Source organism: Ruminococcus sp. HUN007 (assembly GCF_000712055.1).
In the GTDB taxonomy this organism is placed as follows: domain Bacteria; phylum Bacillota; class Clostridia; order Oscillospirales; family Ruminococcaceae; genus HUN007.
Genome location: NZ_JOOA01000002.1, coordinates 1,033,715 through 1,056,384, shown reverse-complemented (window position 1 = coordinate 1,056,384; position 22,670 = coordinate 1,033,715). Strand labels below are relative to the sequence as shown.

Below are 22,670 nucleotides of genomic sequence, written 5' to 3'. Positions count from 1 at the left end.
CGGAAATATTCAGTTTAAAGATAGTCGGTGTTAATGGCAAAGAGGTCCCACCTGTTCCCATTCCGAACACAGAAGTTAAGCTCTTTTACGTCGAAAATACTCGGTTGGCGACGACCCGGGAAGATAGATAGACGCCGGCACAAATACAGATCCTGATCATCATAATGGTGGTCAGGATTTTTTTATTGATTAAGTATTGTTATTTTCTAAAAAATACTGTATAATAATTATAAAGTATATCAGTTACTCGATAATAACTGCAAATTATGAAATTAAGGATTTTCTGGAGAACCCAGGGGTTGATTATATGGATAAGAAAAAGTGTGTATCATTTATACTTAGCCTGTGCGCACAGTATAAGAACGTAATATTCCTTGTAATGTGTCTTGCAGTGCATTTCCTTTATATGTTTGTATTCTTTATAATGAAGATATATCCGTTTGCGTTTATCAATCTGTTAAGTACAGCGTTCTACGTTGCATTTCTTATATTTTCAAAAGATAAAAGAAGTTCAGAAATGTCAACTGTCGCAGCGTATTTTGAAATACTGATTTTTGCGCTGCTTTCAGAAACGATATCAAGGAATACATACGGTTTTATCTTTTTTGTACTGGGCATGATTCCGGTTATATTTTTTCTCGCACCTTCATACGGCAACAAAAGGTTTGCATTTCAGGGAGTCGGTATTGTAACGGCTGTACTGATCGACAAGATGCAGCTCTTTATTCCTGAAAGCTACTTTAAACAGACATTCAGCGCACTGAGCCTTCATGAGCAGCATTTCAGATTCATCAATCTTCTTATTACGCTTTTTACGATCCTCTACGTAACGTTTTTTCTACAAGCTCGAAGCGGATATGATGCGGTCAGAACTTGATTATCAGTGTACTCACGATCCGCTTACAGGACTTTACAACAGACGTTTCCTGTACGATGAAATAAAGAAATCAGCAGACAATTATATTTCAGTAGTGCTTCTCGATATAGACAATTTCAAGAAGATCAACGACAGGTTCGGTCACGACGAAGGTGACGATATCCTCGTCCGGGTTTCAGAATGTCTTAAAGAAGAGGCGAAGGGTGCAGATATTTATGCTGTACGCTGGGGCGGCGAGGAATTCATTCTTTACTACAAAAGTTTTGAAAAAGACAAAGCATATGAAAGAATCACTTCTCTCTGCAGGAACATTTCAGTAAATGCAGTTCTGCCGGATAACAACGGTGTCACAGTAACCGCCGGACTCGCTCACGGAAAAGTTTCCGATTTTGATGAACTTGTAAAAACGGCTGACACTTACCTCTACAAGGGGAAGGCAAACGGAAAGAACTGTATTGTGTGGGAGAATAACGAAGCTCAGTATTCAGCCTGATCAACATAAAAAAAACCGTATATCCTTATCATTACTGCATGAGGGATATACGGTTTTTTAATACAGTACGCCCTGCATATCCGCTTACGCTGTATACTGATATGCAGGGCAATTATGATTCTGTTTACTTTTGAAGTTTTAAGAAATACTGATCAGTCAGCTTTCCTGTTAAAATCGATCTCAAATGCTGTTTCACAGGCGGCTACTGTTACGCCTTCATATGCCGTCTTCGGAAGTATCAGCGGACCTTCGCTGCATTTTACTGCGCTTCGTTCGCAAATGTTGTCAGTACCGGTGATCTTTCTGACAAATTCTGAAGATGAGAACCGTCCTTCAACACGCATGAGCTCGAGTGCGCTGTAGGTGTACATCGGGATGTTGTGGTCAACACAGAACTTTGTAAGTGCCGGTTCCTCGGATTTCTGGTCAATTGTTGAAAGAGCGCATATTCTCTCTGACATAAGACCTGCTGCCTTGAAAACATCATTTACAAGGTCGTGGAACATTTCATATTCAGTTCCGCTGTGACAGCTTGCACCGATAACAATGTTTTTCGGAACAAGAGTAAGAGTTACTTCAAATGGTTTATAGGTTAAGTCGTTGCTTATTACGATACCTGTTCTGCATACTTTGCCTTCAGCAAGTTCTGCCGGAAGGTTCTTGTACGCATAATCGCTGAAGAAACCAACTTCTTCGTCCTCCAGGATAGCAGCAGCTACTTCGCGTGCTGCGTTCATGTCTGTAATAAGAAGGTTGTTTGCCTGTGCAAATGAATCAGGAGAAAATCTCTTTCCTGTATCGGTTGCCGTTGTGATGACCGGAACAGCTGAAATGCGTTCAGCAAGAAGTTCGGCTGTTGAGTTTACATTTCCGAGATGTCCGGAAAGCAGCGGTACAACAAATCTGCCGGATTCGTCGATTACAATAACTGCCGGATCAGTTGCTTTTGAACGGATCTTAGGTGCTACAGCACGTATTGCAATACCGCAGGCAGAAACAAAAACAAGTGCGTCATAGTTTTCAAATATCTGAGAAGTCAGTTCGGAAATGTTGCTGAATGATTCAGCGTCATCATCCTTGTGCTTGTAGAAACAGTACCTTTTTACAGTGAGATCAGTGCTGAGTTTTTCTGAAATTTCCGCTGATAAAAGGCGTCCGTTTTCAGTGAGTGAAATTACTGCAATATTCATAGCGTTCCTTTCATGCCCGTGACGAGGGCGGTTTTTAGTGAATGATTAAGAAAACGCTGATATAAATCAGTTGGGGAGAACCTTCAGGTCACATCCCGGAATGACCATTGTTTTCTTAAATGTATAGTCTAAGTATAGCACATTTTCAAAAAAAACGCAATACGTATTCGTTAGAAAAGTGGAAAATAATTCGTCGATATTAGTTATAATAAACAAAAATCAGCCGCTTGCTTGATTTAATGAGGCAAACGGCTGATTTTGCTTTGAATATTGGAATTAAAAACATTTGTGTTTCTGTGAAAGTATTGAATTAGTATATTTCCAGTATTTTAACAGTTTATTTTCCGACAGGAACGACAGTGAATTCGGCTTTCTTGCCGTCGATAAGTAAAACATTCGCAGAAGAAGCAGCTAAATCAGGATATGTAGCGAAGATATACTGATATTTCTTTGCAGCAGTGAATTCTTTGCCTGCTATTGTTAATACTTCAGATTTGTTGTGCTGTTCGTTAAGAGCTAATGCAATTATATTGCTGTTTGAGAAGTTTTCGCCTATTACAACATTTGAGTAATCAACTGCTTCTGTTGATGTTGCAAGAAGTGTGCCTCCTCCGATAGTAAGGTTTCCGGCAGAGACTGTGATACCTCTGTCACCGGAAGCTACGATCTCGCCGCCTGTTATGGTAACTGCGGTTTCGCCCTGAACAGCATCCTTGCCGGATTTGATCTCAGCCTTACCGTCGCTTATAACTACAGCGTTCTTTGAAGACTTGATTCCGTCGCCGGCAGCATTTACATCGATGTCTCCACCGCCGATTTCAACGTTGCCCTTTGCCTTTACGGCATCGGCCTTAGCTGTTCCTGTTCCGGCAGCGTCGGTTTTGATCTTTATTGTGCCGCCGTTGAACTTGACGTCGTTGTTGCAGTAGATACCCATCTGTGCGCCTGAATTTATCTCGAGAGTACCGGCTGAATTCTTTGTGAATGTAAGATCATCCTTGGCGTAGATAACAGCTGTTGCTGCTTCTGCTGTATCTGCAGTACCGGTAAGAACGTTGGTTCCGTTAAATGTGATCTTTGTCTTGTCAGCATTTTCGACCATGATACAAGGTGTATCTGAAGAATTTGTCATTGTAACATCAGAAAGTGTGATGTTTACGCTTTCAGTATCCGTTTCAGCTGTGTTTACAATGATCTGTGCCTCGGAAGTCATTTTACCGGAAATAAGATATGTGCCGCTCTTTGTGATAGTGGCTTTTGTTCCTTCAACAGTAACGCCTTCGTCAGCTTTTACCGAGTCACCTTCAAGTGATATTTTGAGCGATTCAGCTGCCGGAGTACCCATGAATACGTTCTTTAAAAGAATGAAGTCGATAACGTTTATCTCATTGTTATCATTCATGTCAGCATTCGCTTTGAGTTTTTCGTCTATAGTTTTGCTTCCCAGAATATGAGCACTGAGTGCAACCAGATCTGCAGTGGAAACTACTTCGTTTCCGTCAACGTCTCCCTTCAGTACTTCTTCGGCAGCTCCTGCCGGCACAGCGGAAAATGAAGCACAGATCGTAAGTGCCGCAAGACCTGCTGCTGTTCTGCTTAAAAATTTTTTCATTATTTATCCCCCTTGAATTTTAAGTATAAATCCTTTGATCAGGATATTCACTTATAATTATATCAGATACTTTAAAAAATTTCTATATAAAAATATGTGTTTTTTGTATGTCTGAATACGAAAGTATAAGTTTTTATTCAGATAAATACAGTTGACATACTGCGGAAAACGACGTTATAATTAGGGATACACTGATTAAACCGGAAATCCGGCTTCGACGGATTTCCGGAAGGGGAATTTGCGGGGCTTCGCCCCGGTCCCCTACGCTGATTTATGAATAAATCAGCGTTTCCTTAGAATTCAGGTGTGTAAAAATATTTTAAAAAAAATCCATGTAACCTTTTTGAATGCTTCGGGTCTGTATAGATGAAGAGAAAATCATCCGGATGAAGAATCTAAAAAACGAAAGAAGGGGAAAGAGTATGGAAGATGAAGCTATAATCAGATTATATCAGGAACGTTCGGAAGCCGCTATTGCGGAAACTGAACTTAAATATGGCAGCTACTGCCGTAAGATAGCAGACGGAATACTCGGTGACAAGGGAGAAGTTGAGGAGTGCATGAACGATATGTTCATGAGCCTCTGGAATTCGATACCTCCTGTAGTGCCGCGTATTTTCAGAGCATTCGCGGCAAAGATAACAAGAAACCTCGCACTGAAAATGTATGAAAAAAAGAAAACTCTGAAAAGAGATCACGGTCAGGTGAGTCAGACGATCGAGGAACTTGCGGAATGTATTGCTTCCGGTGAAAATACTCAGGCACATGTAGAACACAAGGAAGTCATCGCAGCACTTAACTATAGTTCCGCCGATTTTTTAGACTTACATTGTTCCATAAGTACATTCAAAGTCCGTAAACAATAGATATTTCGGCGTTTTTCCTCTTGATTTAGTAAGTAGAATGCTGTATAATGTAAGTATAATATATTAGACTTACAAATAGAGGTGTTCTACTATGTCCTACATTCACTACGATGAGAAACCAAATGGTGCAATCTATGCATGCGTATACGAGTCGTACCGCGATAAAGGCAGAGTAAAAACCAGACGCGGCGAAAACCTTGGTCGAGTCATCGACAAAGAAAACAACATTTTTCGCCAGAAAGGTGTAACATATCAATACGTTTTGGGTGAAGGTCGCAGGGATGTTCCTGATACAGCATTACCTAAAGAATCAATTATTCCTGATTCAGAAAAGCTTATTCTTGATTTTGGAGATGCTTGGTTCCTTCAGGAATACATCACCAGACAACCTTTCTACGAAAGCATCCGAAACGTTCTTCCTGAAGAAAGCGATACCGTACTGGCTTTGATATTTTATCGTCTTCTGACGAACAAAGGAGCCAGCTGTCATGCAAAGATATGGTACGAAGGAAACTATACGTATCTTTCCTATCCAAAAGCAAATCTGACCAGTCAGAACATCAGCAAAGTGCTGAAAGCACTCGGCAACGAAAAAATTCAAAGACATTTCTTTGAGGAATACCTGTCCAGTATCTATAAAGATAGCGGAGCCACTGGAATACTTGTTGACAGCACTGGTGTGCCTAACGCAACAAAAATGGATATCACTCAGATAAGTAACCATAACGGTGACATAAATCGCGAAGTCAGACTGATTTATGTGATTGATCGCAACAACGGAATGCCAATTTATTTTCGATATGTTGCAGGAAACATCATAGATGTCAGTACACTTATCACTACAGTAAGCGAGCTTGAGCAGTATGGCGTCTCTGTCAATCATGCAATACTTGATGCCGGTTATTATTCTGAAAAGAATACAGCAGAACTATTCGAATGTGGCATTCCATTTATGACAAGAGTGGCACCCAATAAAACTGTTTTCAAGGATGCTGCAACCGGAAACCTTGATGATCTGATGTCCCAGAAGTACGCATATCGTTATGGAGAAAGACTGGTGTTCATTAAAAAAGTAAAGGTCGATGTTTGCGGATATAATGCATATGTTTATCTTTGCATTGATGAAGATATGTATCTCATGCAACACAAAAAAACTATTCTTAATGCACTGGATGATAAGAAAGATTTTAACGAAACTGATGTTGCAATTAAAAGGCTTGGCACCTTTGCTATTCTTACATCAGAAGAGATATCAGAAGACAAACTTCTGCCTATGTACTACACAAGGCAACAGGTAGAACAGGTTTTTGACATAACCAAGAACTACGCTGATCTTATGCCAATCCGAGTGCAGAGTGAAGAGGCTTTTGCTGGTCATTTGCTGATAAGTTTTATGGGTACAGTCATTATGCAGAAACTGCAGCAGGATCTGCTAAAGCGTCGCTCTAAGAAAGCGAAGGCTCTGAATGCTGAAAGCATTATGATCTATCTTCGTAACCAAAAGTGCAAGGTTTATAAAGATTATGCTATACCACAGGAATCTCGTAAAGAGGCAAATGCTATATACGATATTTTTAAGTTTAAAGTGCCTTATAAAATACCACTTACTACTATTGAGGTGTAAGTCTAAAATTCATGCGGAATTATAGCTTAATGAATTCCTCGGAACACTTGATGATAAGAAATGCCGTCTCTTCATGCAGAGATATTTCTACATGAAACCGATCAAAGATATCGCAGAGGAAAACGGTATTTCCGCAGGTTCGCTCAAAACTCTTCTCTGCAGAACAAGAGCTGACCTCAGAAAATTCATCGAAGAAAGAGATCTGTACTGATCAGTGAACGGAGGAAAGAATATGAATAAAGATAAAGAGAACATGGAAAGAAAAAATACAGATATGGAAACAGCTGCACAGCTTCTCCGTGACTTCGGGGAAGTTGATGAAAGTTTCATTGAAAAAGCAGCAGATACAGATATTGCAGTAACAACAGGTGGAAGAAGAATTTCCTGGGTCGGAGTATTTGCTGCAACTGCTGCGGTTTTCGTGGGTGTGATGGTAGTTAAAAATATTCCTGAAAAAAGCAGTGATCCGTTTGCACCGGCTCTTACAGATATTTCAGTTACAGAACCGGCAGTTTCTGAAGCGAACGGCTCCGTTACAGATGTTTCATCAGACAAATCAAAGGCTCCTGTCGTTACAGTTATTGAAACTGTGATATCTGAGATGCCGGGTGCTTCAGAAAAAGCAAACGTATCGGAAACTTCTGCGGAAGATAAAAAGGTATCAGAAGATGTTTCAGCATCTGTAACTGAAGCGGTTAGTGAGAAGAATGAGAATACTGATCCGTCGGCATATCCGTATCCGGAAGATATCAAGGCAGATCATGCAAAGGTAACAAAGAACAGTGACGGAACGCTGCGTGTAACTCTTGACTACGGCAGATTTGCAATTACACTTCCGTCTTACTGGGAAGGGCATTTTATTGTAACTGACAATGCGTTCTGTGCCAAGAAATCATTTAATGAATCTTCAGGCAACGGCGGAGAACTGTTTTCATATAATATCAGAGATTTTTCAGATGTGGAAGAACTGTATGGATCATTTGCATTTACCAGTAACAAATTCGCAGCACTTTGCGGAGTATCAGGCGGCAGATATCTGGAGACTTTCAGAGTAACTGATGCGAGATATGATACTGATAATGAAGAGGCAAAATCAGAGTATATGAGTCTTGATAACGTAAGCGGGGATATGGCCAGAGCGCTGCAGAATACAGAGAGCTTATCTGATCAGTCCGGCAGGATGGAAAAAATCATGTATATCCCTGACACTGCAGATCTTAAGGCACATATTGAACGTCCTTATAACTATCAGACTAACGAACAGCGTGCAGGTGAAGCAATAAATTATATTGCATATGACGACGATTATGTTCTTAACGGTGCGTCAAAAAAAGGCAATGAGTACTGGCCTCTGGAAAAAGGCTGGAATGTAACTGTTAAGAGAGCAGTTCAGAATGAAGACGGATTGTTCTACGACTGCTATGATTCAGAAGACGGTGATCACTATAAATGGGTACCAGCCAAAGATATAATGTTTGATCTTGCGTCCGGACACTGATAAAACTGTATTGCAATGCAGATACGCAAACTGCGTTTTCCGCAGGCATACCGGCTGACAGTAAAGTAAAAAAATATTATACTATTGACAAATACGTTCTCCCGGTGCTATAATTAAGTGTAACACTCCGGCTCGGCCGGGGAAAATAGTCGAAAGACGTTGATCGGGTCACGTTTGATAACGTACAGTAAGATCAGTACCTAAGAACCTCAGAGAGCGGGCAGATGGTGTGAGTCCGCGTTCAGTACTGTTTCCGAATTTCGCCCCGGGAGTCTCCTGTGAAAAGCAGGATGTGAGCATCGCATTAAGATGCAGCTGTATGCACTTCATGTCTGTCAGAGAAGCGACAGATCGTTGAATGCATTTGTTACAGCACTGAGCGGCAGTCGTTTAACGGCTGCAATCTGAGTGGTACCACGGAAATTTTATCCGCCTCATGAGTTTTCATTGAGGCGGATTTTTTTATCATTTAAGGAGGTCAAAAAATGAACGAACAGATAGTTCAGTTACAGCAGGAATTTGAAGAAAAGCTTGCTGCAGTTACAGCGGCGGCTGATCTTGAAGAGATCCGAATTGCATTTTTAGGTAAAAACGGTTCTGTTACAGCGCTTACAAAGCAGATGGGCAAGCTTTCACCGGAGGAAAAGAAGGCTTTCGGCCAGCAGGTGAATACACTTAAAAATGCATGCACAGAAAAGATAAACGCAAAGCAGGCAGAGCTTGCAAAGGCAGAAATGGAACGCGAGATAAACTCAATGCCTGAATTCGACGTTGCTGTTCCACCGGTACTTGCACGCGGTTCATATCATCCGATCACACTTGTACAGAGAAAGTGCGAAAAGATCTTCCGTTCAATGGGATTTACCGTTGAGGATTACAGCGAAGTTGTAACTGACTACGAATGCTTCGAGTCACTGAACATTCCTAAGTTTCATCCGGCACGAGACATGCAGGACACATACTATCTTGAAAACGGCCAGCTTCTCAAGTCACAGACTTCAGCAGCACAGAACGCCATCTACAGAAAGTACCGTGATCAGCTTATAAATGAAGGCAAGCCGATCAGAGCTATCTTCCCGGGAAGATGTTTCAGAAATGAGTCCACAGACGCGTGCCACGAAAATACATTCTTCCAGATGGAAGGCGTAATGGTCGACAAGAACATCTCCATTTCAAACCTCATCTTCTTTATGAAGACAATGCTTTCAGAAGTTTTCGAACGTGACATCAAGGTAAGACTCCGTCCTGGTTTCTTCCCGTTCGTGGAACCTGGATTTGAACTCGACATCAACTGCCTTATCTGCGGCGGCGAAGGCTGTCCTTCATGCAAGCACAGCGGCTGGCTCGAACTCTGCCCTTGCGGTATGATCCATCCGAACGTTCTCAGGGAAGGCGGCATCGATCCTGATGAATACACAGGTTTCGCTTTTGGTCTTGGTCTTACAAGACTTGCAATGATGAAGTACGGTATCAAGGATATCCGTGATCTCAATGCAGCCGGACTTACAAATCTTTCACAGTTTACAGACGATAAATAAGGAGGTCTTAGGAAATGCTTATTTCAATTAACTGGGTCAGGGATTTCGTGGACCTTGACGGTATCAATATAGATGAACTCATTCACAAGTTTTCTCTTTCAACTGCCGAAGTTGAAAACGAGATCTTCTACAAGGGCAGCGACTTAAGCGGTGTTGTTGTAGCTGAAATAAAGTCAGTTGAAGAACATCCTGAATCAAAGAAGCTTCATCTTTTAAAGGTGGACGCAGGTGACGGCAAGCTTACAGATGTAGTATGCGGAGCTCCGAACGTAAGAGTCGGCATGAAGACTGCATTTGCAAAGGTAGGCGCTAAGCTTGGTGAGATCGACATCACACCGCGTGACCTTGCAGGATACACATCATACGGTATGTGCTGCTCTGAAAAGGAGATCGGCATAAGCGAGGAACACGGCGGTATCATGGATATCATCGAAGACGTTCCGAACGGTACTGACATCAAGAAACTCTATGCTATAGACGATATCATTTTCGAAGTGGACAACAAGTCACTTACAAACCGTCCTGACCTCTGGGGCCACTACGGTATCGCACGTGAGATAGCAACTCTCGCGGGCAGACCGCTTAAGGCTCTTGAAACAGCTGATCTTTCAGTATATAACGACCTTCCTAAGGTTGATATCAAAATAGAAGATGAACTCTGCCGCCGTTACTCAGGTATCCGCTTTGAGAACATCACAAGAAAAGTCAGCCCGGTAAATATGCGTATCAGACTTTTCTACTGCGGTATGAGAGCTATCAACTATCTTGCTGACCTTACAAACTACCTCATGCTTGAAATGGGACAGCCGATGCACGCATTCGACTCACGCAAGGTCGAAAAGATCCGCGTAAAGCGCTTCGACAAGCCTTTCGAGTTCAAGACACTTGACGGTGTTGAAAGACACATCGATGAAAATACTCTCATGATCTGCAACGGTAACACACCGGTAGCTATCGCAGGTATCATGGGCGGCCTCGATTCAGAGATCGTTGATGACACAACATCTCTCACACTCGAATCTGCAAACTTCGACGCAGTTTCAGTAAGAAAATCATCTTCAAGACTTTCACACAGAACAGACGCTTCAATGCGTTACGAAAAGAGCCTTGACCCTGAAATGACAACAGTTGCTGCAGCGCGTTTTGTAAAGCTCCTTTCCGAGTACGACAATGGTGTAAAGGTAACTTCAGCTCTTACTGATGAATACATCAAGAAATTCGACAAGGTTACACTCGACTTCGACAAGAGCTTTGTTGACAGATATACAGGTATTGAGATCTCAAACGACACTATCGTAAAGACTCTCACATCTCTCGGATTCGGCGTAAAGCTTGAAGGTGACCACTTCACAGTTGACGTTCCTGCATGGAGAGCAACAAAGGATATCACAATGAAGGCTGATATCATCGAGGAGATCACACGAATCTACGGATACGACAACTTCGACGTGAACACTGCTTCAGCTCCGCTCTATCCTGTACGTGTATTCGAGGAAAAGAACGTTGAGGAACAGATCAAGGATATCCTCGTTAAGCGTTACTCAATGCACGAAGTTCACTCATACATCTGGGCTTACGCTGATGAATACAAGAAGCTCGGCATTGAAGTTGAGGAGAACATCAGGCTTTCAGGTGCTGTAAACCCGAACATTGAAACTATCAGACGTTCAATGATCCCGACACAGCTCTGCCAGGTAAGAAGCAACACTTCATTCGACACCGACTTCGGCATCTTCGAGATCGGCCGTGTAGTTGACGGACTCGATGAAAAGGGCCTCTGCCGTGAAAAGAAGATGCTCGGCATCACACTCTTCTCAAAGACACTCGACACCGAGGCACTTTACTTCAAACTCGTAAACATTCTTTCAGTAATGATCGATGACATCAGACACAAGCCGCTTTCATTCAAGGCTGTCGAAGCAGATCATGCATACATCCATCCGAAAAACTACAATGCGATACTCTGTGACGGTAAGGAACTCGGTAAGATAGGTCTTGTTTATCCGACAGTTCTTAAGAAGATCGACAAGAAGGCGAACGTTGTATTTGCTGAACTCGAAATCGACGCAGTTGTAAACGCTGAAAACGCAGGCATCCACTACGAGGAAACTTCAAAGTTCCCGCCAATCGACATCGACCTTACATTTGTTTCAGAAAAGTATGCTCCGATAAAGGAAGCTATCGAAACAGTAAATTCTGATCTTATTAAGAACGTTGCTCTCATGGGTACATACAGCGACGAACAGGGCAAGGCTATCACAGTACGACTCAGCTTCGTTCATCCTGAAAGAACTCTTACCAAGGAAGAGGTAATGGAAATAGCTGATAAGATCATTGCTATCCTTAAGGACAAGGGAATCGCTCTTAAGGGCTGAGCGTAAATAAAGGAAAGGGGAAAAAACTATGCCAAAGGATAATATACCTTATAAATTCTATCTTGAGGAAAAAGATCTTCCTTCACAGTGGTACAATGTACGCGCTGATATGAAGAAGAAACCTGCACCGCTCGTTGATCCTGTTACAGGAAAGCCGTGCACTGCGGAAGCACTCAGTCACGTTTTCTGTGATGAACTCGTTGCTCAGGAACTTGATGAAACAACACCGTACATTGATATTCCTCAGGAAATACAGGACTTTTATAAAATGTTCCGTCCTTCACCGCTTATAAGAGCTTACTTCCTTGAAAAGAAGCTCGGAACACCGGCGAAGATCTACTACAAGTTCGAAGGCAACAATACCAGCGGAAGCCACAAGCTCAATTCAGCTATCGCGCAGGCCTACTATGCAAAGAAGCAGGGCCTTAAGGGTGTTACCACAGAAACAGGCGCAGGCCAGTGGGGAACAGCACTTTCAATGGCGTGCTCATATTTCGGACTTGAATGCAATGTCTACATGGTAAAGGTAAGCTATGAGCAGAAGCCTTTCCGCCGTGAGGTAATGCGTACATACGGTGCAAACGTTACACCTTCTCCTTCAAATACAACCGAAGTCGGAAGAAAGATACTCGCAGAATTCCCTGAAACCGGCGGAAGCCTCGGCTGTGCCATTTCAGAAGCTGTTGAAGCGGCAACATCAAGGGAAGGGTACCGCTATGTTCTCGGAAGCGTGCTTTCACAGGTGCTTCTTCACCAGACAGTCATCGGTCTTGAAGCAAAGACTGCAATGGATAAGTTAGGTGTAAAGCCTGATATTATCATCGGCTGCGCAGGCGGTGGTTCAAACCTCGGCGGTCTTATTTCACCGTTCATGGGCGAAAAGCTCCGCGGTGAAGCTGATTACCGCTTTATCGCAGTTGAACCGGCATCCTGCCCGAGCCTTACAAGAGGTACCTACGGCTACGACTACTGTGACACCGGCAAGATATGCCCTCTCCAGAAAATGTACACACTCGGTTCAGGCTTCATGCCATCACCGAACCACGCAGGCGGTCTGAGATATCACGGTATGAGCTCGATTCTTTCAGAACTTTACGACCAGGGTCTCATGGAAGCACGTTCAGTTGAACAGACTTCCGTATTCGAGGCAGCTCAGACATTCGCAAGAGTTGAAGGTATTCTTCCTGCTCCGGAAAGCAGCCATGCGATCCGTGCAGCCATCGACGAAGCCCTTAAGTGCAAGGAAACAGGCGAGGAAAAGACGATCCTCTTCGGCCTTACAGGTACAGGCTTTTTCGACATGTACGCTTATGCAGCATACAATGACGGCCGAATGACTGACTACATTCCTACAGATGAAGAGATAGCAGCTTCAGTTGCAAAAATGCCGAAAATTGCGCTTTGACCATTTTGTGCAGTGTGCTCTTTTTAAATTGACTTTCAGGCGCTTTTATGTTAAAATATAGTTAACTAAAATGTACGAAGGCAGGGGGCAGAGCGGCACTGTCAGTAAAGGGGAATCTGACTGTTCCGGCGGTATCATACGATCTGTTTATCATGCTCTGACCGCTGCATTATCAGATAAAAGGTTGACGATTTAGGGAATGGGGGGTGAACCTTTTTATGATTAATCTCCGTAAATCTGTTCTCGCAGCTATGATGACCGTTTTTCTGGTCATACTTGTTGTTTCGGGAATTCTTACCGAGGGACTTGCGAACACACCTGAAAAACTTGAATACCTGACCGGATGGGAAGTTCAGATCCCCGGTGAAAAGACCGGAGATTCATATTACCCGCCGGACAGGCAGTCATATGTACTGTTTATGCATCATTCGTTTTCTGAAGATATGCATGGCAGGACTATTTCATTCCGTACGAACGATTCTTTTCTTGATGCTTATCTGACAAACGAAAAGGGTGAAAGATCACTCATTTATCATTTCGGTGAAAAACTTCGTGTCGGTGATTCTCCGGGAACATATACGCATTTTATTTCACTTCCTGATTCAGGGACCGGAGAAATAGAAATAAGGATCGAAACGGTATACCGGAATAAATTCCTTACAGAATACGATGTAGCCATCGGTGCAAAGAACGAACTGATATTCGGATATCTTAAGAAAGAAGTACTGTCAGTAACTCTTAACATCATACTTCTCACATTCGGACTGCTTCTTATCGTTATTTATATAGTAAGTGCTTTCAAACGCACGCCTATTCCGGAAGTACTCTCACTTGGTGCACTTACCGTGGCATTTACAGTGTATGCAAACTGTCCGCTGTATGCAAACCAGTTCATCTTCCAGAATGCAGTCGTACAGTACTATCTGAATTATTTTTCACTGTATCTGCTTCCGCTTTTCACCATACTGTATTTTGAAGACATAGTTCCGGGAATGAAAATGAAGCCTCTGTTTTATGCTTTCGTAATGCTTGCAGCTGTAATGCTGCTGCTTCATTTCACCGGCATATCATCGTTCACAAGGACCATAAAGGTGTTTATCGGCGCCCTTGGCGTATTTGCACTGACAGCAGCAGTCATGATATCACGTAAATTCAGCGGAATGTCTGCACTTAATAAGATCTCGCTCCTCACTCTGCTTGTTTTTATTATTCTGAATGTTGTGTTCTTTATATTTGTCTCCACACTCGGAAACCAGTCCGTCCTGACAAAAATAGGCCTGATTTTCCATATCGCAATTGCAGTGGTGGACAGTATACAGAAACTCGTTACCGGATATTTCAGGGAACGTGAGAATGAGCTCCTTCACAAAATAGCATACACCGACAATCTCACTGAACTCGGAAACCGCTATGCACTTGAACGTGATACAGGAAAATTCCCGCTGGATTCTATCAGCATCGTGTCACTTGATCTTAATTATCTGAAATATACCAATGATACATTCGGTCATGCCGGAGGAGATGTTCTCTTAAAATGCGCTGCCGAATGCATTGCATCAGTCTACGACAAGGTTTACCGCGTCGGCGGCGACGAATTCATCGCTCTGGTGCCTGAGACAGACCGGGCTTTGCTTGAAGCGCTGCAGCAGAAACTTCAGGATAAGATCAGCAAATACAATACGGAACGAACCGGTTTCGGTGATTTTGCAGACCGTGATGATTTTGTCCTAAGTATTGCGGCGGGATATTCATCCTACCACAATGAAGATTCGTCATACGAGCAGATAATGAACCGCGCTGATGAAAAGATGTATCAGAGTAAAAAGGAAATGCACAGAACAGGTCGCCCGAAAGGAAAAGTCTGTTCTGCGTAACGGAAGTTAATAAATCTTAAAGCGTCAGTTTACATGCCCTTTTTAAGACAGTGAACTGACGCTAATACTATAAAAATAACAACAGCACTGATCAATCCGTGAAAGTGATCAGTGCTGTTGTTCTATTTTTCAGTTATTTGTTTCTTAAGCTTTTCAAGCGTTTCAGTTGAAATACCGGAGCAGTTAAGAATAAGATCGTCTGGAATATTATTTTTGAGCATGTTCAAGGCGACTTCAGTCTGGGCTTCAATCTTACCTTCAATCCTACCTTCCATCCTGCCTTCCATTTTACTTTCTCTTATAGTCTGGAAAATGTCATAACCTTCAATAGGTTCGTCCATGATCATCTGCATAATTTCCTCAGCCTCCTCCAGATCAATAAAGGTTCGTTTTTCTTCGGCTTTTCTGACTATGGTGCGGAATACACTTACCAGCCAGTCACGGATATATTTGTATATTTCGCGTCCGATACGGTTATTTCTGTAAGCTTCCTTCAGTTGTTCACTGCATTTTCTGAGGTCAGTAAGGATTGCGGTTTCATCTTTAACCGTGTGCTGATCAAAAAGTTTCTTTTCATACCTCATCATGTAGAACGGGATCATCGGAAACATTGATCTGTCGATCATATCCTTAAAACTGTAGTCGTCAAGATAGATCACTCTTGCCTCATAAGTGAATGAATCATTTTCGTGCGGACCGGATATACGTACAGAGAGCTTTTCCTTTGGATTGTTTCTTTTTCTAAGAAAGAATACGACCGGTTCAGGAAGTTTAAGGTCGATAATTTCATCGTTCTTTACTGAACCGTGGATTTTTGCACCTCTGATGCCGTAATCGAAAATACGCATCGCCATTTCGCTGTCGCCGTTTGACTGTATCTCGATCAGGAACAGGTCATTTTCAATACGAATGAAATAATCACAGCGTTTCTGTTTAAGTTCCTCGTCGTAAGTTTCAGTAGCGAGTCTGACAACTTTCGCGTCTTTTTTAAAATCTTTTGAAAAGGAACTGTTGATAAAAGCAACAAGAGATTCATCTTTCATTGAATCGAGAAGCGATTTTGCGATGCCGTCGTAGTTTGTTGTGATTTTTTTAATTTCTGGCTCCATGTGTTTTTCTCCTTTAATTATACAGTATAGTGCCGGCTTTTTCAATACTGTATAATTGAAAATAATACAATTAATTAACTTTAAAGAATATTCTAACAAACATATTATACTATAGAAATTTATGGATGTCAACTATATTCCAGTAAAAATACTTCCAATTAAATATACATCAGATGGAATGCACGCCCACGAAAAAGGTTGAACCGAAGCTTCGCCTCGGTTCGATTGAAATTCCAATTTTCAGGTTGAAAATTGGAATGGTGCGGTATTATAAAGAATCGGAAGATTACAGATAACGTTACGTAACGAAAACTGTGAACAATGCATATTTGATTTTAATATATGTTAATATAAAGCATCAATATTGACAAGAACAATCTACTGTGATATAATAAAAAAATAAAAATCGGCCTAAAAATGCGATGCGGTATTTATGCCACATTTGTTTATGCTATAATGAGAATGAAGAAAGATGAGATGAGGTCTGATTATGAATGCAGCACACATCAATGAACCAATCCTGAGTATCCTTGAAGTGTTAAGAAAATACAGTGATTCAGAACATACGCTTACGCAGAAACAAATTGGAAATTATATAAAAGCTGAAACCGGTGAGAATCTTGACAGAGAAACTATAAAAAGAAATCTAAGGAAATTACTTGATTCACAATTACCGGTTGAAGCTTTGAAAGAAGAACCGTCTATAACAGGGCTGTATTATGATCATGATTTCACTGATGGTGAATTATGTTTGCTGATCAATAGTGTTCTTTTCACTGATGGACTATCCAAAAAGCATCGTAAAGATCTTATCAAAAGAATAGAAGCACTAACTGACAAGTATTTTCATTCATATGTTTCCAAAGTGGATTTAAATGTTTACGAAAATGTTAGAAACTCAGAAATTTTTCTTAATCTAGAGATCATCAGCGAGGCGATAGCCAAGAAAAAACAGATTTCTTTTATTAAGACTGATAATAATAAACCATATGTAGTAAGCCCTTATCAGTTTGTTTTTCATAGTGGTCATCAGTATCTGGTCTGTCATTATCCTGAGCATAAAGATCCTATATCTCATTTTCGCATTGACAGGCTAAAAAAATGCGAAATAAAGGATGTACCGGCAAAACAGATAAGGGATCTTAAAGGTTTTGAATCCGGGCTGCAGCTGTCTGACTATGTAAGGGAACATCCGAACATGTGGGGAGGAGAAGCTTTTCCGATAGTACTCAGATGCAAAACATTTTTGAATAATATTCTCAAAGAGCAGTTCGGAGCAGAAATCAATATAGAAGAAACTGACGATGATATGCTTTTAGTTCGGTTAAAGGCAAGCAAAACTGCAATGTTTCACTGGGGACTGCAGTACCTTGACAGTGCTGAGATAGTTTCTCCTGAAAGTTTAAGACAGGAACTTGCAGATGCTGTAAAAGATGCTTATTGCAAGTATTGGTCTGATTCGGAAACAGGAGGAGGTAGAAATAGAATTGGATTTTGATGTTAAAAATGCTCATATGATTGATGGTAGAAATCAAACTCTTGAAGAACACCTTAAGAATGTTGCGAAAAGAGCCGCTGATAATTCTATAGCATTATTAAAGCAAGAATGTTATTCTACTGGTTTATCACATGATATTGGAAAATATTCTGTTTCATTTCAGAAAAGGCTTTACGGAAATCCTAAAAAGTATGAACATTCATCATGCGGAGCAATAGAATTAGGGAAGCTGGTGAAAAATAATGATGAAAAAGCTATGACATATATGCTACAGTATTGCATTGCTGGACATCATTCTGGTTTACCTGATGGTGGAACAGAAGTAGATAGTGCTGATAGTGATAGTACCTTACATTCTAAGCTTAAACGTGAAGGTAACTATACAGGAGAAAGTGATTATAGTTCATATAAAGATGAGATAGAGCTTAAACTCCCAGATTATACAGATGTTTATAAAATCTTAAAAACGTCAAAAAATAAGACAGAGTTGATTGAAAAATACGCATTTTTTACAAGGTACTTGTTTTCGTGTTTAACAGATGCAGATTATATTGATACTGAAATTTTTTATTCACCTGATACAGATCGGGAACTTAATGCAGATTTTGAGAAAATGCTTGATATAATCAATGAAGAACTGGAAAACAGATCAATTGATTCAGATACTCCGTTGAAAAAAGCGAGAAAAGAACTGCAGGAACAAGCGTTTAGAAATTGTCTGAGTGATTCCCGGATAAATATACTTGATATGCCAACTGGAAGCGGAAAAACTTTATGCAGTATGAAAATAGCGTTGAAAAAACTTATAAAAAATGAAAAGAAGCGCATCATTTATGTAATTCCATATACTAGCATAATTGAGCAGACCGCTGAAACATTCGATAATTTGTTTGGAGATTATGCTGATATAGTTCAGCATCATTCAAACCATTGTTTTGATGATGAAAATGAAAACAGTACAGCCGAAAAATTAAAACGTTCGACTGAAAACTGGGATGCACCTGTTATAATAACAACAAGCGTACAATTCTTTCAGTCATTATATCATTATAAAGGTTCGGGACTGCGCAAGCTGCATAACCTGGCTGATTCAGTTATTGTATTTGATGAAGTCCATATGCTGCCAGAGGAGTATCTGCAACCGTGCCTGAGAGCGATAGGATTTATTACGGAATATCTAAACAGTGAAGTGCTGTTCCTCTCAGCAACTATGCCCGATTTTTCAGAATTGTTTGAAAGGTACACCGGAAATGCAACTTACAATGAATTGATAAAGGATAAGAGTGTTTTCAGATATTTTCAGAAATGCAGATACATAAATCTCGGGAAAACTGATATTGAAAATATCGTTCTAAAGGCTGATGATTACAATTCGAGTCTGATAATAGTCAACAGTCGAAAAACAGCAAGAGAAGTGTATCGTCTTTTATCAGGTAAGAAGTATCACTTGTCTACATATATGACACCATATGACCGTTCCAAAATAATAAAGCAGATACGTGAAGATCTAGCTAATGGTGAAAAGATAACAGCTGTATCTACTTCACTTGTGGAGGCAGGAGTTGATCTTGACTTTCAGGCTGTATTCAGACAGCTTGCGGGGCTTGACAGTATATTGCAGTCAGGCGGAAGATGTAATCGTGAGGGAAAAATGGAATACGGCGATGTTTTTATATTTGAAATAGATGAAAGTATTCGAGGAGATATGAAAATTCGTGCAGGTATTGTAAAGGATATGCTCGAACGAGATATTGATATTACGTCAGAGAAATCTATCAGGGAATATTATATGAGATTGTTCAGATATTCGGATGATATTATAGATCAGAATACTATTGCAAAAGATTGCAATGGATTTGATAATATACCTTTCAGAACATATGCAGAAGGATTTGAGTTCATAAAGGATGAAACTATAAGCGTTGTGATAAATAATAATTCAGAAACCGAAAAGCTTGTTCAACAGCTTGAATACGGTGATAAAAATATCAGACGAAAATTGCAGAGATATTCTGTTTCACTTAAAAAGCATGAATTAGATGAAGCTATGAAAACAGGAATTATTGATGAGAAAAAATGCGGAGTTTTTGTTCTTGCAAATAATGATTATTATAGAAATGAAACAGGTCTGGATATCCATTATCAACCGAGTTATATTTGTTAAAAAGAAAATAAATTCAGGAGGTGGTCGGGAATGAGTTATGGTTTCAAGATCATAGTTGAAGGCGAGTATGCACTCTATACGAGACCAGAAATGAAGGTGGAACGTGTAAGTTATGATGTTCCTACGGTTTCTGCAATGGAAGGGCTAGTGAAATCTGTATATTGGAAACCCGCGATTCGAATAGTTATTGATAAGATAGTAGTGTTCAATCCTATTAGGTTTATCAATATCCGTAGAAATGAAATCAAAACAAAAATTCCGCAGAGAAATGTGAGTTCACAAATGAACGGTAAAGGCTGTTCTGATATTTATGCTTCTGAAGTAAGAAGTCAGCGTGCAGGAATGCTGCTGAAAGATGTGAAATATGGAGTGGAATTTCATTTTGAACTAACAGGAAACAAGTCTGAGCATGCTGATGAAAGCGAAGAAAAGCACTACAATATCATGCTGAGAAGACTTCGCAATGGTCAGTGTTTCCGTCAGCCGTGTCTTGGATGCAGAGAATTCTCAGTAAGCAGAATAGAGCTTGTTGATGAATTTGATCTTACACAAGTTGATTCTTCACTTGAGGGAGATACAGACCTTGGGTATATGCTTTATGGCATGAAATTTGTGGATGGCGGCAAGCCTGTTAACGACAACTGGGATGAACCGAAATTTTCCGATAAAGCCGATCCAATGTATTATCGTCCGCATATGATTGATGGTGTTATTGATGTTGCAAAGTACAGGGAGGGGATAATATGCTGATAAAGGCTTTGTGTGATTATGCGGATAAACAGTCAGCAGAACCTGATTCAAAGATAATTTCCGAAGGTTTTGCAGAACAAGATATACATTATCGCATTGTTCTTTCTGAGAATGGTGACTTAAAACGTATCATACCATTTAAGCAGACACAAATTATCAAAGATAAAAAAGGAAAAGAAAAAAGTATAGAAATTCCACGTAAAGCAATTTTACCAATCAGGACTCAGAAACCTGGAATAGATTCTAATTTCATAGAGCATCGTCCGTTGTATATTTTCGGGTTGAATTTTGATAAGGATTCTTTTTCGCCTGATGATAAAACAAATAAAGCAAAAAAATCTCATGCTGCATTTGTAGAACATGAACTTAATTTTTTTGATGGACTTGAATCAGTTGCTTGTGAGGCATACAGAAAATTTGTTGAAAATTGGGATCCCGAAAATGAATCTGAAAATCCTGCGCTTATGGAATTGGGTAAGGAATATAAAGGGGCTTATTTCGGATTTTCAATTGGTGAAGAAAGTAACTTTCTTGAAGAAGATGAGGATTTTATAAGAAAATATCAGAAGTGTTTTTTCTAAAAAAAATGAAAAAAAAGATGATGAAGTAAAAACAGTTTGCGGAATTCTTGGAGAAAAATCGGTTACTGCCAGACTTCACGACAAAATCAAATTTCCCGGAGGTCAGGCATCAGGCTGTCAGCTTGTATGCATGAATGATACTGCATTTGAATCCTACGGAAAAACTCAGTCATACAACAGTAATGTTTCTGAGGAGGCAATGAAGAAATATACAACTGTTTTCAATAAACTTCTGTCGGATAAAAAGCATTATTGTATTTTAGGCGATATGGTTTTGGTGTGGTTTGCTTTGAAGAGTGATGATTCAGCGGAAAGCAGTTTTTTTTCATGTTTTTTCGGCAATGATTCCGATAAGAAAGCCAATGATAAAATTGCTGCGATAATGAAGTATGCAAGAAGTGGTTTTACAGTTGATGAAAAGTCAATAGACGATATTATTGCTGATAAAAAAGCGGTTTTTTACATTGCAGGACTGACTCCTAATTCATCAAGAATCTGTCAGAAATTTATGTACAAAGGAAATTTCGGAGATATGATGAGCAATCTTATAAAACATCAGAATGATATGCTGATAAATGAAAACAATACCCGTCCGATATTCTTCAGTGGTATTGCCAAAGAGCTTATCTCTCCAAAATCAAACAATGAAAAGGTTCCATCACCACTTATGTCTGCAATAATGCTTGCAGCACTGAACAATACGAAATATCCAGACGCATTGCTTTCTACTGTGATAAGACGTGTAAAAACAGACAGTGATGAGGAAAACAAGCCGTATATTAAGCTTAATGATACAAGAGTGGGCATAATAAAAGCCTGTCTCAACAGGAAAAACAAGAAGGAGGAAATAACTATGGCTTGGAATGAAGAAAATAAGAGTCCTGCATATCTCTGCGGAGGATTATTTGCGGTATATGAAAAGATACAGCAGGATTCATCGGGAGGAAATCTTAATCGGACAATCAAGGATTCATATTTTTCATCTGCATGTTCAAGACCTTCAAGTGTATTCCCTAAGCTTGCAAAGCTGGCACAGAATCATATGAGAAAGCTTAGTGAAGGCTCTGAAATATATTATAATAAAATGCTGGGAGACATTATGAGTGAGCTTGATGGCAGCTTTCCTGCAACGCTTAATCTGGACGATCAGGGACGCTTTATTGTCGGATATTATCAGATGAACAAGAAACTCTATACGCCGAATGAAAAGAAATGA

The 22,670-nt window shown here is 40.4% G+C and carries 17 protein-coding genes, 1 rRNA gene and 1 pseudogene; 16 read left to right on the top strand and 3 right to left on the bottom strand.

The window, feature by feature from the left end:
* Positions 1-23 precede the first annotated feature (23 nt).
* The 3 genes from rrf (at position 24) to CC97_RS08660 (ending at position 1,370) form a co-directional block, all read left to right on the top strand.
* Positions 24-140: ribosomal RNA gene (gene rrf / locus CC97_RS08670) — 5S ribosomal RNA — on the top strand.
* A 167-nt stretch (positions 141-307) separates the two neighbouring features.
* Positions 308-877: a hypothetical protein gene (locus tag CC97_RS08665; protein WP_044974634.1), complete on the top strand. Its 570-nt coding sequence runs from the start codon at positions 308-310 to the stop codon at positions 875-877.
* Positions 858-1,370 (top strand): GGDEF domain-containing protein, encoded by a 513-nt coding sequence (locus tag CC97_RS08660; protein ID WP_081850047.1) that lies wholly within the window; start codon positions 858-860, stop codon positions 1,368-1,370. Before CC97_RS08665 ends, CC97_RS08660 begins: the two co-directional genes overlap by 20 nt.
* Before the next feature lie 152 nt (positions 1,371-1,522).
* On the opposite strand, the gene CC97_RS08655 is transcribed toward CC97_RS08660, so the two are convergent.
* Together CC97_RS08655 and CC97_RS08650 are read right to left on the bottom strand one after the other, a co-directional pair.
* Entirely contained in the window at positions 1,523-2,560 is a 1,038-nt protein-coding gene (locus tag CC97_RS08655) for a cobalt-precorrin 5A hydrolase (protein ID WP_044974632.1), read from the bottom strand.
* A gap of 337 nt (positions 2,561-2,897) precedes the next feature.
* On the bottom strand, positions 2,898-4,172 hold the full coding sequence (locus CC97_RS08650; protein WP_044974631.1) for a carbohydrate-binding domain-containing protein: 1,275 nt from the start codon (positions 4,170-4,172) through the stop codon (positions 2,898-2,900).
* Between the two features lie 422 nt (positions 4,173-4,594).
* Here CC97_RS08650 and CC97_RS08645 point away from each other — a divergent pair, with 422 nt between their 5' ends.
* The 8 genes and pseudogenes from CC97_RS08645 (at position 4,595) to CC97_RS08615 (ending at position 15,352) form a co-directional block, all read left to right on the top strand.
* The gene (locus tag CC97_RS08645; RefSeq protein WP_049962792.1) at positions 4,595-5,038 is read left to right on the top strand and encodes a sigma factor; all 444 of its coding nucleotides are present in this window, start codon (positions 4,595-4,597) and stop codon (positions 5,036-5,038) included.
* A 91-nt stretch (positions 5,039-5,129) separates the two neighbouring features.
* The gene (locus tag CC97_RS08640) at positions 5,130-6,662 is read left to right on the top strand and encodes a transposase (RefSeq protein ID WP_044974630.1); all 1,533 of its coding nucleotides are present in this window, start codon (positions 5,130-5,132) and stop codon (positions 6,660-6,662) included.
* Between the two features lie 49 nt (positions 6,663-6,711).
* Positions 6,712-6,873: pseudogene (locus tag CC97_RS21575) on the top strand (hypothetical protein); the annotation flags it as partial.
* A 21-nt stretch (positions 6,874-6,894) separates the two neighbouring features.
* Positions 6,895-8,160, top strand: coding sequence for a hypothetical protein (locus tag CC97_RS08635; RefSeq protein WP_044974629.1), 1,266 nt, complete (start codon positions 6,895-6,897; stop codon positions 8,158-8,160).
* A gap of 485 nt (positions 8,161-8,645) precedes the next feature.
* Positions 8,646-9,698: a phenylalanine--tRNA ligase subunit alpha gene (pheS, locus tag CC97_RS08630; protein WP_044974628.1), complete on the top strand. Its 1,053-nt coding sequence runs from the start codon at positions 8,646-8,648 to the stop codon at positions 9,696-9,698.
* A gap of 14 nt (positions 9,699-9,712) precedes the next feature.
* Complete coding sequence (gene pheT, locus CC97_RS08625; RefSeq protein WP_044974627.1) at positions 9,713-12,073, top strand: phenylalanine--tRNA ligase subunit beta; 2,361 nt, start codon at positions 9,713-9,715, stop codon at positions 12,071-12,073.
* 28 nt (positions 12,074-12,101) lie between these two features.
* Entirely contained in the window at positions 12,102-13,478 is a 1,377-nt protein-coding gene (locus CC97_RS08620; RefSeq protein ID WP_044974626.1) for a TrpB-like pyridoxal phosphate-dependent enzyme, read from the top strand.
* Positions 13,479-13,696: 218 nt separating this feature from the next.
* Positions 13,697-15,352, top strand: coding sequence for a GGDEF domain-containing protein (locus CC97_RS08615; protein ID WP_044974625.1), 1,656 nt, complete (start codon positions 13,697-13,699; stop codon positions 15,350-15,352).
* A 122-nt stretch (positions 15,353-15,474) separates the two neighbouring features.
* Here CC97_RS08615 and CC97_RS08610 read toward each other — a convergent pair whose 3' ends face one another.
* Positions 15,475-16,461 carry a hypothetical protein gene (locus CC97_RS08610; protein WP_044974624.1) on the bottom strand — a complete coding sequence of 329 codons (987 nt, stop codon included), beginning with the start codon at positions 16,459-16,461 and terminating at the stop codon, positions 15,475-15,477.
* Positions 16,462-16,951: 490 nt separating this feature from the next.
* Between CC97_RS08610 and CC97_RS08605 the strand changes: the two genes are divergently transcribed.
* Genes CC97_RS08605 through cas8c form a run of 5 tightly spaced genes read left to right on the top strand, consistent with a single transcriptional unit; the run spans position 16,952 to position 22,670 of the window.
* Positions 16,952-17,959: a WYL domain-containing protein gene (locus tag CC97_RS08605; RefSeq protein ID WP_044974623.1), complete on the top strand. Its 1,008-nt coding sequence runs from the start codon at positions 16,952-16,954 to the stop codon at positions 17,957-17,959.
* Positions 17,949-20,123, top strand: coding sequence for a CRISPR-associated helicase/endonuclease Cas3 (locus CC97_RS08600; RefSeq protein WP_049962791.1), 2,175 nt, complete (start codon positions 17,949-17,951; stop codon positions 20,121-20,123). The genes CC97_RS08605 and CC97_RS08600 overlap by 11 nt, the downstream gene beginning before the upstream one ends.
* A gap of 30 nt (positions 20,124-20,153) precedes the next feature.
* Positions 20,154-20,873 carry a type I-C CRISPR-associated protein Cas5c gene (gene cas5c / locus CC97_RS08595; protein ID WP_044974622.1) on the top strand — a complete coding sequence of 240 codons (720 nt, stop codon included), beginning with the start codon at positions 20,154-20,156 and terminating at the stop codon, positions 20,871-20,873.
* Positions 20,867-21,454, top strand: a complete 588-nt coding sequence (locus CC97_RS08590) for a type I-C CRISPR-associated protein Cas8c/Csd1 (RefSeq protein ID WP_044974621.1) — start codon at positions 20,867-20,869, stop codon at positions 21,452-21,454. Before cas5c ends, CC97_RS08590 begins: the two co-directional genes overlap by 7 nt.
* A complete protein-coding gene (gene cas8c / locus CC97_RS08585) occupies positions 21,435-22,670 on the top strand; it encodes a type I-C CRISPR-associated protein Cas8c/Csd1 (RefSeq protein WP_081850044.1) in 1,236 nt (411 codons plus the stop codon). The genes CC97_RS08590 and cas8c overlap by 20 nt, the downstream gene beginning before the upstream one ends.

Excerpts from the sequence above, each read along its gene's own strand:
- CC97_RS08660 (WP_081850047.1), top strand. The coding sequence starts at position 858 with ATGATGCGGTCAGAACTTGATTATCAGTGTACTCACGATCCGCTTACA.
- cas5c (WP_044974622.1), top strand. The coding sequence starts at position 20,154 with ATGAGTTATGGTTTCAAGATCATAGTTGAAGGCGAGTATGCACTCTAT.
- CC97_RS08620 (WP_044974626.1), top strand. The coding sequence starts at position 12,102 with ATGCCAAAGGATAATATACCTTATAAATTCTATCTTGAGGAAAAAGAT.
- pheS (WP_044974628.1), top strand. The coding sequence starts at position 8,646 with ATGAACGAACAGATAGTTCAGTTACAGCAGGAATTTGAAGAAAAGCTT.
- CC97_RS08590 (WP_044974621.1), top strand. The coding sequence starts at position 20,867 with ATGCTGATAAAGGCTTTGTGTGATTATGCGGATAAACAGTCAGCAGAA.
- CC97_RS08635 (WP_044974629.1), top strand. The coding sequence starts at position 6,895 with ATGAATAAAGATAAAGAGAACATGGAAAGAAAAAATACAGATATGGAA.
- CC97_RS08655 (WP_044974632.1), bottom strand. The coding sequence starts at position 2,560 with ATGAATATTGCAGTAATTTCACTCACTGAAAACGGACGCCTTTTATCA.
- CC97_RS08645 (WP_049962792.1), top strand. The coding sequence starts at position 4,595 with ATGGAAGATGAAGCTATAATCAGATTATATCAGGAACGTTCGGAAGCC.
- CC97_RS08615 (WP_044974625.1), top strand. The coding sequence starts at position 13,697 with ATGATTAATCTCCGTAAATCTGTTCTCGCAGCTATGATGACCGTTTTT.
- CC97_RS08605 (WP_044974623.1), top strand. The coding sequence starts at position 16,952 with ATGAATGCAGCACACATCAATGAACCAATCCTGAGTATCCTTGAAGTG.
- CC97_RS08640 (WP_044974630.1), top strand. The coding sequence starts at position 5,130 with ATGTCCTACATTCACTACGATGAGAAACCAAATGGTGCAATCTATGCA.
- CC97_RS08650 (WP_044974631.1), bottom strand. The coding sequence starts at position 4,172 with ATGAAAAAATTTTTAAGCAGAACAGCAGCAGGTCTTGCGGCACTTACG.
- CC97_RS08610 (WP_044974624.1), bottom strand. The coding sequence starts at position 16,461 with ATGGAGCCAGAAATTAAAAAAATCACAACAAACTACGACGGCATCGCA.
- CC97_RS08665 (WP_044974634.1), top strand. The coding sequence starts at position 308 with ATGGATAAGAAAAAGTGTGTATCATTTATACTTAGCCTGTGCGCACAG.
- pheT (WP_044974627.1), top strand. The coding sequence starts at position 9,713 with ATGCTTATTTCAATTAACTGGGTCAGGGATTTCGTGGACCTTGACGGT.